Annotated in this window: 11 protein-coding genes; 10 read left to right on the forward strand and 1 reads right to left on the reverse strand. The window is 46.3% G+C overall.

Annotation, left to right across the window (positions count from 1 at the left end; genetic code table 11):
* The 4 genes from OM416_RS31610 (at position 1) to OM416_RS31625 (ending at position 2,367) form a co-directional block, all read left to right on the forward strand.
* Entirely contained in the window at positions 1-321 is a 321-nt protein-coding gene (locus OM416_RS31610) for a cytochrome C oxidase subunit IV family protein (protein ID WP_076332731.1), read from the forward strand.
* A 108-nt stretch (positions 322-429) separates the two neighbouring features.
* Positions 430-1,353, forward strand: coding sequence for a cytochrome c oxidase assembly factor CtaG (ctaG, locus tag OM416_RS31615; protein WP_264936305.1), 924 nt, complete (start codon positions 430-432; stop codon positions 1,351-1,353).
* Positions 1,354-1,388: 35 nt separating this feature from the next.
* Positions 1,389-1,853 (forward strand): DUF420 domain-containing protein, encoded by a 465-nt coding sequence (locus tag OM416_RS31620; protein ID WP_264936307.1) that lies wholly within the window; start codon positions 1,389-1,391, stop codon positions 1,851-1,853.
* Positions 1,854-1,995: 142 nt separating this feature from the next.
* Positions 1,996-2,367 carry a hypothetical protein gene (locus OM416_RS31625; RefSeq protein ID WP_062837340.1) on the forward strand — a complete coding sequence of 124 codons (372 nt, stop codon included), beginning with the start codon at positions 1,996-1,998 and terminating at the stop codon, positions 2,365-2,367.
* A 110-nt stretch (positions 2,368-2,477) separates the two neighbouring features.
* On the opposite strand, the gene OM416_RS31630 is transcribed toward OM416_RS31625, so the two are convergent.
* Positions 2,478-2,807, reverse strand: coding sequence for a hypothetical protein (locus tag OM416_RS31630; protein WP_264936311.1), 330 nt, complete (start codon positions 2,805-2,807; stop codon positions 2,478-2,480).
* 199 nt (positions 2,808-3,006) lie between these two features.
* Here OM416_RS31630 and OM416_RS31635 point away from each other — a divergent pair, with 199 nt between their 5' ends.
* From OM416_RS31635 to OM416_RS31660, 6 genes are all read left to right on the forward strand, one after another.
* On the forward strand, positions 3,007-3,720 hold the full coding sequence (locus OM416_RS31635; RefSeq protein WP_264936315.1) for a hypothetical protein: 714 nt from the start codon (positions 3,007-3,009) through the stop codon (positions 3,718-3,720).
* 89 nt (positions 3,721-3,809) lie between these two features.
* On the forward strand, positions 3,810-4,199 hold the full coding sequence (locus tag OM416_RS31640; RefSeq protein ID WP_264936327.1) for a GntR family transcriptional regulator: 390 nt from the start codon (positions 3,810-3,812) through the stop codon (positions 4,197-4,199).
* Between the two features lie 15 nt (positions 4,200-4,214).
* A complete protein-coding gene (locus OM416_RS31645) occupies positions 4,215-5,111 on the forward strand; it encodes an ABC transporter ATP-binding protein (RefSeq protein WP_264936318.1) in 897 nt (298 codons plus the stop codon).
* Between the two features lie 20 nt (positions 5,112-5,131).
* Positions 5,132-6,034, forward strand: a complete 903-nt coding sequence (locus OM416_RS31650) for an ABC transporter ATP-binding protein (protein ID WP_264936330.1) — start codon at positions 5,132-5,134, stop codon at positions 6,032-6,034.
* A complete protein-coding gene (locus OM416_RS31655; RefSeq protein ID WP_264936321.1) occupies positions 6,027-7,322 on the forward strand; it encodes an ABC transporter permease in 1,296 nt (431 codons plus the stop codon). The genes OM416_RS31650 and OM416_RS31655 overlap by 8 nt, the downstream gene beginning before the upstream one ends.
* 165 nt (positions 7,323-7,487) lie before the next feature.
* Positions 7,488-8,708 (forward strand): TraB/GumN family protein, encoded by a 1,221-nt coding sequence (locus tag OM416_RS31660; RefSeq protein WP_264936324.1) that lies wholly within the window; start codon positions 7,488-7,490, stop codon positions 8,706-8,708.
* The last annotated feature ends 562 nt before the right edge of the window (positions 8,709-9,270 follow it).

Here is a 9,270-nt window from a genome sequence, read left to right on the forward strand (position 1 = left end):
ATGTCGGCACAGGATAAGACTGATCAACAGCCTGTGAAACACCGTCACCGGACGGAAGGGCCACAGAAACACGTCGTGGTGTTTATTTTCTCCATTATTCTCACGCTGATTGCGTTTGCGGCCGCTTCTGCCGGAGGCGTCAACACAACCTTTACGATTATTATTTTGCTCGTCATGGCGATTCTTCAGGTATTCGTTCAGTTGGGTTACTGGATGCACATGAAGGATAAAGGGCATTTGATGCCGATCCTGTTCATGGCCTTTGGATTTTTTGTAGCCTTTACATGCATTATTATGGCACTCTACTGGGTCTGGTGGTAAAAGAGATGGCGGCGGCGCATTGCCGCCGTCTTTTCCCCTTTTTAACGAAAGGATCTTCTCAAAGGAATGCTGGCAACAATCAAATTAGGTCACGGGGAGGTTTCCCGTATGCTCGGGTTGCAATACTTTAGCTTCAACGACTTATGGAGTCCGCTTATATTGGCTTTATTTCTAATCATTGCTGCAGCCTATTTGGTGCTTGTTGGACCGTTAAGCGAGCAAATAAAAGATGCAGAGCCTGCGACTGCTGCACAGAAAATCATGTTTATTACAGGGCTATTCGTCCTGTATCTGGCTCAAGCTGGGCCCTTTAATCTGCTCGGCCACGTGATGTTTAGCTTCCACATGGTGAGCATGGCGTTCTCTTATCTGGTAGCTCCGCCGCTGATGATGAAAGGATTGCCGATCTGGGTATGGCGCAGAATCGTACGCTGGTTGCCTACACGCCAGCTATCGTTCCTGGCTCATCCGATCGTAGCGGCAGTGCTCTTTAATGGACTGTTCTCGCTGTATCATCTGCCGATTGTACATGACTACGTGATGTTGAATTTTACCGTTCACCGGTTGTATTATATCGCACTGTTCATCACTTCCATGCTCATGTGGTGGACATTGCTGAATCCGTTACCAGAAGGTAGACAAGCATCGGGGTTATCCAAGATCGGTTTTATTTTCTTGAATATGGTGCTGCTTACGCCTGCGTGTGGATTAATTATCTTTGCATCTGAGCCGTTGTATCAGACGTACAGCAACCCGGCAGTGTGGGCTGAAGCCATGCGGTATTGTGTGTCTGGAGATTCTACGACGTTACTTCGCTCATTCGGTGGGCCGTCTTTCTTCAACTTTTTGTCTTCCGCGAAGGAAGATCAGCAAGTCGGAGGGATTGTAATGAAGTTTATTCAGGAGGGGATCTTTGCCTCCATGCTGGCCTATGTATTTTTCCAATGGTATCGGAAAGAGAAACAGGAAGATGACGATGATTCATATCCCGCAGGGGGCACAGGAGGGCCGCTTAATCCGGCTGCCAAATAATGAAGTCAATGTTCTAACAAGAGGGGGAACACACGATGGATATGTATTTTTTGCTACCCACGATCAGCACTTCGTTCATTGTGATTAGTGCAGTATTGGTGGGGATCGGATGGGCACTGATTATTCGAGGCAAACGTGAGGCACACCAGACCGCTATGGTAGCGGGAGCGATTGCGGCTCTGATCTTCTTTGTGATCTATATGTCGCGAACGGTGTTCGTGGGTAATACGGCTTGGGGCGGCGATCCGGATCTGGAGATCTTTTACCGGATATTTCTGATCTTTCATATTATTCTGGCTACCGTGGCTGCGGTATTTGGTATCTCTACACTGGTACTGGGATTCAAAAAGAAATTCGGAACACATCGCCGTTGGGGCAAGTTCACGTCCATGATCTGGTTCGGCTCAGCACTGACAGGTGTTGTCGTGTATGTCCTGTTGTATCTGTTATATCCTGGTGGTCATACACGTCCGGTATGGGAAGCTATCCTCGGCGTATAAAAGTAGAGGGATAACATCCGGCTACTCGGGCGTGCGTTACTATGACCTTCTGAAAATATGAAAATGGACGAATCTAGCAGATGATTCGTCCACGCTTCCTCTCTAATCCATTCATAGAATGAGTTCGAGAGGGGGAAACAAAATGAAAAAAACAGTCAACGTCAGTCAAACGTATCCACGTCTTACCGTGTATTCAGAAGAGAACTACAGAGGGAGAAGCCGCATCTATCGTGGCAACACAGGTCTTCGTAACCTGGACAATATTTTGGACGGGGTAGAGAGCCTGCGCTTTTTCTCAACAAGTTCCAATGCAACACTGGTTGTGTTTACGCGGCCTAACTTTCAAGGTGGATTCCGGGTCTTCCGAGGCAACACCAACTTGAGAGATTTGGATGATCTGATCCGTGGCAATGACGTGGAATCCCTGATCTCCACGAATGAACGGCTGACTTTGGCCGAGATTCGTGCGATACGCAGCAACCGCAGTCTGCCTAGTGGCTATAACCTCGTTTAATCGCAAGGCCTCTTCTTCTAACAGGTGCTAGAGAACGGCAAAGGGCTGTACCCGAATTGTGTTTACACAATAATGGGTACAGCCCTTCTTTTGTCATTGGGGAATACGGTTTAATCCCCGCCACCTCCACTGTCTCCGCCACCACTATCCCCACCGCTGTCGCTGCTGCCACCACTATCGCTGTTGTGATGAGAATGTGTGCCTGATGAAGAATCTGAATCATGATGTTTGTGATCTGGTGTGTGTCTGGAATGTCGATCATAGGAGTCATCTCCTGTAATGACCGGATATCCCGAAGCAGAGTCTGTATAACCGTTGTTACGGCGGATGCGGTGTCTGCCCTTTTTGGCAGAATGACGACGAGGTTCATCCCTGAGGATCAACCAGATGACAACGATAAGGAAAAGGAGAACAAACCCGATCTCGACCAGCCAATCCATAGCTGTAACCATCCTTTCTTTGAGTCGTTGCTATAATTTATTTTAACGTAAATTTGAAAAGTGTCCCATCCCATCTTCCTGATTCAGGAAAATTAGGGTTGACGGGATGAGAACTGGGTCTGTATACTGTGTATATTGATATATACAGTAAACACAGTAAGCAAGGTGAGTGAATGACAGGTGAAAGGCAGGCAGGCATATGAACGAATGGAAGCAGGCGTGTTGGTTGACCCGCAGTCAAATGCATAAGGATAAGCTCCAATGGCTATGGTCTGCATTATTCATGATATACACTGGCAGCATGAGCGGTGTGATGTTTTTAGGACAACAACAGACAGATATTATTAATCCAGTAGTGGATGCCTTCTTTTTGATCATGTTGCCATTTCAAGGGTTTATGTTCTGCAGGCGCTCCTTCCGTTACATACAGGAGGATTCTTATACGCAGATGCTGGCCTACTATCGCAGAATTCCCATCCCTGAACAAGTGGTGATGTGGTCCAGGCTACAGCAGTCTCTGATGGCGTTTACGTACAATGGAATCTTTTTCTACGGATCGTTATACGTGGTTAACCTTCATACCGAAGGATTCCGATGGGATCAGTATCTGGCCTTTAGCCTTACCTGTACAGGTTATGGCCTCTTGGTAACAGGATTCTATATTTACGGAGAGTTTCTGAACAGTGGCAAGAAATACTTGCTTCTCAGTACGCTTTTTATACCATTCGCCATTGGCATATCGATACTGATTCGAATGTCAGGCAGTTACGGATTGCGGATTGTAATGGATGGAAGTAAATCATGGGGGCTGCTTTCCCCGATCATGTGGGTTTCTCTGGTGGCTGGCGTAGTGGGTTTATGGCTGTTTAGTCGGTTTACGCTGAAGAAGCTGGTTCATCGGGATTTGAATTAAAATGAGAATTGAGCTTATGTACGAATACAGGATGAAACCGGCACGGTCAGGTAACAGACTGGAGTGTACCGGAGGGCGAGGTGCAAGATGTGAAAATACCCATTCAAATTAATGAAAATAGCGCTGAACCTTTATACCACCAAATTGAAAATCAGTTAAGATCGTTGATAATTACGGGTCAGTTGGGGGAGGGAACACATTTGCCGTCCATTCGTGAGTTCGCCGGAGCGCTGAATTGCAGTGTCATTACGGTTAGACGGGTCTATCAGGATCTGGAGAATGAAGGCCTGCTTCGTACGAAGCAGGGGACAGGTACATTTGTGGCCCAGGTAGAAGCCGGCGACAGAGAAAATTATAGATTGAAGGCCGCACAGGAAGCGATTCAGGCAGCAGTGCAATCCGGGAAATCGGTAGGGTGCACGGAAGAAGAGATGGAGAGCCTGTTCCGGGAAGTCCTGAAGGCTATTTACGTGAAGTAAGGGAGTGATTCATACATGGAACCCATAGCAATCCAGTTGAACGGCGTATCCAAAATGCGAAAACGCAGAGTTATTGGCCCAATTGATCTCTCCATCCCGGAAGGGTATGTAGTCGCTATTCTCGGTCATAACGGTTCAGGTAAAAGCACACTTCTTAACATGCTGCAGCAAGTAGTGCTGCCAGATGCCGGACAGATTATATGGTTTGGTCAGGAACATGAGGGGCCACTTCCCATTGAACTGAGACAACAGATTGGTTTTGTGGCAGATAACGCTGGTTCGGAAGAGAACCGGATAACAGCACAGGAAGCAGCCCATTTTCGAGCGTATTGGTACCCACGTTGGGATATGAAGTTGTTCGACCAACTGATTCAGGATATGGAAGTACCTGTTGATGTGAAGCTGAACAAGATGTCCAAGGGAGAACGGCGAAAATTTGAGATTGCAGCTGCAATTGCAGCTCGCCCAAGATTATTACTTTTGGATGAGCCTTCATCAGGACTGGACCCCTTTGCCTGGAAAGTGATGGTTGAGCAGTTTCGTACCTTCATGGCAGGGGGAGACACCACAATTCTGATTGCCACACATATTGCGGACGAAGTCAAAAGGCTTGCAGATTACATCGTGTTGATGCACCGTGGTCAGTCGCTGGGGATGGCTGAGAAAGATATGGTGCTCGATCAGTGGAAAGAAGTCTGGTATGAAGGAGATTTAAGGCCAGAGAGCATCCCTGGTGTTGTGGAATCTTCTTTGGAAGAGAGAGGACTGGTTCGCATAATTACAACCCGGATCAGTGAAGCGCAAGAAAGGCTGGAGCTGTCCAATAACCGGGTATTGAAGATCCGTAACTTGGAATTGGATGAAGTGCTGGCATTCTGGATTGCCGGGTATGCACCCGTACAGTGGAAATAACCGAAGGGAGACGATAAATGATGAACCGATTGGAATTGAAGCAAGTCGTTAAGCAATATGCAGACAAAACAGCCGTTAATGGAGTCACGCTCAATGTAAAAGAAGGGGAGATTTACGGACTGCTCGGAGCCAATGGTGCAGGTAAAACAACAACAATGCGTATGGTGCTCGGACTGATCCACCCTGACGGAGGCAATATCCTGTACAACGGCAAGCCCTACAATACGGAGCTGCAGCAGATTATGGGTTATCTTCCGGAAGAGCGCGGATTGTACCCGAAGGTGAAAGTCAGCGAACAGATTAATTACCTGGCACGGCTTCGTGGCATGAATGGCAAGGATGCAGATCAGAGCCTCAAGTACTGGCTGAACCGGTTTGAGGTACCTGAGTATTACGATAAAAAGATTGAGGAATTATCCAAAGGTAATCAGCAGAAGATGGGCTTCATCGCAGCCGTAGTGCATAGACCGCAGATTCTCATTCTGGATGAAGCGTTCAGTGGACTGGATCCTGTGAACGTGGAATTACTCAAATCCACCGTCAAGGAGTTGCGAGACGAAGGCACAGCCATTCTGTTCTCAACACACCGCATGGAGCACGTTGAAGAGTTGTGTCGTCAGATTACCATTCTGCATCGTTCCAACACTGTGGTACAAGGAGAGATCAAGGAGATCAAGAGCCGGTATCCGCGTGAACAGGTATTCCTGGGTACGACTGGAAATGTGGAAGGGCTGGAACAATTGTCCGGCGTGAAGAAAGTCGAGCGGAACGAGCGTGGGTACCTGATACATATTCGTCAGGTGGAAGCAGCTCAAGAGATACTGAGAGCAGCCATGACCCAGACGACAGTGGAACACTTTGAGCTGAAGGAACCAACGCTTAACCAAATCTTTATTCGTGAGGTAGGTGAGTCGAATGAATAAAATGGGAACGATTACGGGTTTTACATTTAAAAACAAAGTTAAAACGAAATCATTCATGGTGACGACCATTGTACTTGCACTTTTAATTTCAATCGGACTCAATATTCCATATTTCATTACCTTATTCAATGGGGGTTCCATTGGCGGAGCTTCAAGCAATAGTCCTGTAAATATTGGTCTTCTGAGTACAGGGCAGCCTGAAGTTTCCGAGAAACTGGAGAGCTTCTCAGCGGCTCAAGGAGATCAGGCTTATCGATTCATCACCAGTGGTGACAAAGATGAGGCGGTCCTCAAAGCAGATGCGGAAGCAGGGCTTACCGATGGCTATCTGAAGTTTGAAACTGTTTCCGGGCAAGAGTTCCCGCAGCCCGTTCTCTATTCAGCAGAAGACGTCTCACCTCAGATCATTGCATCTATTGAAGCTGCGTTGCAAAGTGTGAAGCTGGACGTAGTTGTGAAGGATGTACTCACAGCGGAGCAGAAGGAACTGATTACAACACCTGTGAAGCTCACCGAGCAAAGCTTGAGTACAGATGAGAGCGGAGCTGGTACTGAGTCTGAAGGTGCAATGAGCCCGATTAACTATATTGTGGTGTACTTGCTGATCATCCTGCTGTTTACCTCGACGATGATGACAGGCAACATGATTGCCTCCGAGATCACGGCTGAGAAGAGCTCGCGTATTATGGAGATTCTGATCACGAGTGTATCACCGCTCAGTCAGATGTTTGGTAAAATCATCGGTATTTTCATGGTCGGTATGCTGCAAATTGGGATCTTCGGGGCTGTGGTTGCCGGAAATATCTTGTTGCCGCATAACCGTGCAGTATTAGGTGATTTCAATATGAATGTAAGTGATGTGAATATTGCGGTTATTGTGTATGGACTCATATTCTACATCCTGGGTTACTTCCTGTATGCCGTGTTGTTCGCTGCCATTGGTTCAATGGTAAGCCGTACTGAAGAACTCGGTCAGGCCGTTCTGCCGATTACGATGTTGTCGCTCGTTTCTTTCTATATTGCAATCTTCAGTATTTCTACACCGAACATTCTGTTGTTGAAAATCGCAAGCTTCATTCCATTCACATCGCCGACCGCGATTCTGGTACGGATTGGCGCAGGAGTTGCGCCAACTTGGGAGATCCTAACGTCCTTAGCGATTCTCATCGTGTCCATTATCATCTTCGGATGGCTTGCAGCCAAAATCTATCGCACGGGTGTGTTGATGTACGGTAAACGCCCAACCTTCAAGGAATTATTTAAGGCTATGAAAGCTTATAAGATCTAAGATAGATGGTGCTATGTATTGTCTATCTATTGAGAGTAATGAAGGGAGAAAGTGCTGCTCCGTTTTGGAGTGGCACCAATTCCCACCTTTATCCGTAGTATCTAAGGATGTCCATTCTATTAAAACTGTATTGGCAACTATATTCACTAAAGGAGAATACATAATATGAAGAATTGGAAACGCATGCTCTTATCTCTTACCATCTCCGTAGGTTTGCTCGCATCTGCAGTACCAGCTATGGCTGCTCCTCAGGAAACTTCCGTCAAGGTCAACGATCAGGCCGTGAAATATGCTACAGGAGCACCAATCCTGGATAAGGGTACAACACTGGTTCCACTGCGCACCACGCTGGATGCCATGGACGTGAAGCTGACAACTGCGACAGATGATACGATCACGGCTGTGGTAGATGGCAAAACGATTACACTTAAAAGCAAACTTACACGAATCAACGGTGTAACATATGCGCCAATCCGCATCGTTGGTGATGCAGCGGGTTACGAAGTTCGCTGGGATGCTACAACCCGCACGGTGCTGCTGGTATCCAAAGGTGGAGGGACGGAAACTGTCCAAGCCGGTGGACGTGGCTTCATGTGGGAAGTTGAAAGCAATGGAAATACGGTATATCTGGTAGGTTCGATGCACATTGCCGATGAGAGCTTCTACCCACTGCGTCCGGAGTTTGAAGAAGCATTTGCTGAAGCCGATTATCTCGGCGTAGAGATTGATATTAGCAAAGCCGCTGATGAAGAGCAGCAAAAGCTGGTTCTGAATCTAGGTTCGTATCAGGATGGGACAACACTGAAAGACCACATCACCAGTGAGACGTATACTAAGCTGGGCGACATTTTGAAGAAAAGTGGTCTGGAGCCTAACGCCTTGGATGCATTCAAACCTTGGGTAGTAGAAAGCACACTTGCAAGCCTGAAGTCAGCAACTGCTGGATACGAAGCATCTTCCGGAGTCGATCTGTATTTCATTCAGAAGGCGATCGAGCGCAAACTCCCAGTTATTGAGCTGGAGACGTATCAATCTCAACTTGGTATGTTTAACGACTTTTCCAAAGAGTTACAAGAGGAAACATTGAGATCAACACTCGACAACTTCGACGTTCTGGATAACAGCGTGAATCAAATGGCTGAGATGTGGAAAACGGGTAATGACGAGCAACTGCTTGAACTGACAAACAGCTTCTCCACGAACGAGGAGTACAACAAAGCAATGTTGGTTGATCGTAATATCGGTATGGCCGACAAAATCGACGGATACCTGAAAAACGGCAAAGGCGAGGAGTATTTCATTGTTGTCGGCGCGGCACACTACTTGGGCGATCACGGGATCGTGAAATTGCTTGAGGATAAAGGATATAAAGTAGAACGTAAATAAATATAGATTATTTTGAAGGTAACCCTTTCGTCTCGATTATGAGAGTTGAGAGGGTTATCTTCTATATATAGAAGAAAGACAGATTAAGTAGAGAAGATTAAGCTGCAGGATAATACAATTGAACCTAAGATTTTATCTTAGATTCAAGGTCTTTGATAAAGTAAAAGTGAGGATTTAATATTATTAATAATTAACTCTTTACAAGTGCAGCATCTGCATGATATATTATTAATCCGGCCAAGAAAACACGGTTTACACGGTGAGGCAAGCGAATGAAATAAGCTTCGAAAGAAACTTGAAAAAAGAGCTTGCAAAGTTGGTTCGGACATGATAATATATAAGAGTTGCTGAAGAGGAAAACGTTCGGTAACGAAACAAGTTTGATCTTTGAAAACTGAACAACGAGTGAGTAAACATTCTGCTTGCAGAATGAACGCGAAAGTTTGAGACGAGCCTTGGCTTGGATCGGCTGGAGCACAAATGAGATTTTTAATCTCGTCAGATTCAAAATGAGCTTATCGCTCTTTTCAAATACTGAGATGATTTTCATAGCGTCTTATCA

Source organism: Paenibacillus sp. LS1 (genome assembly GCF_026013365.1).
Taxonomy (GTDB): Bacteria; Bacillota; Bacilli; order Paenibacillales; family Paenibacillaceae; genus Paenibacillus.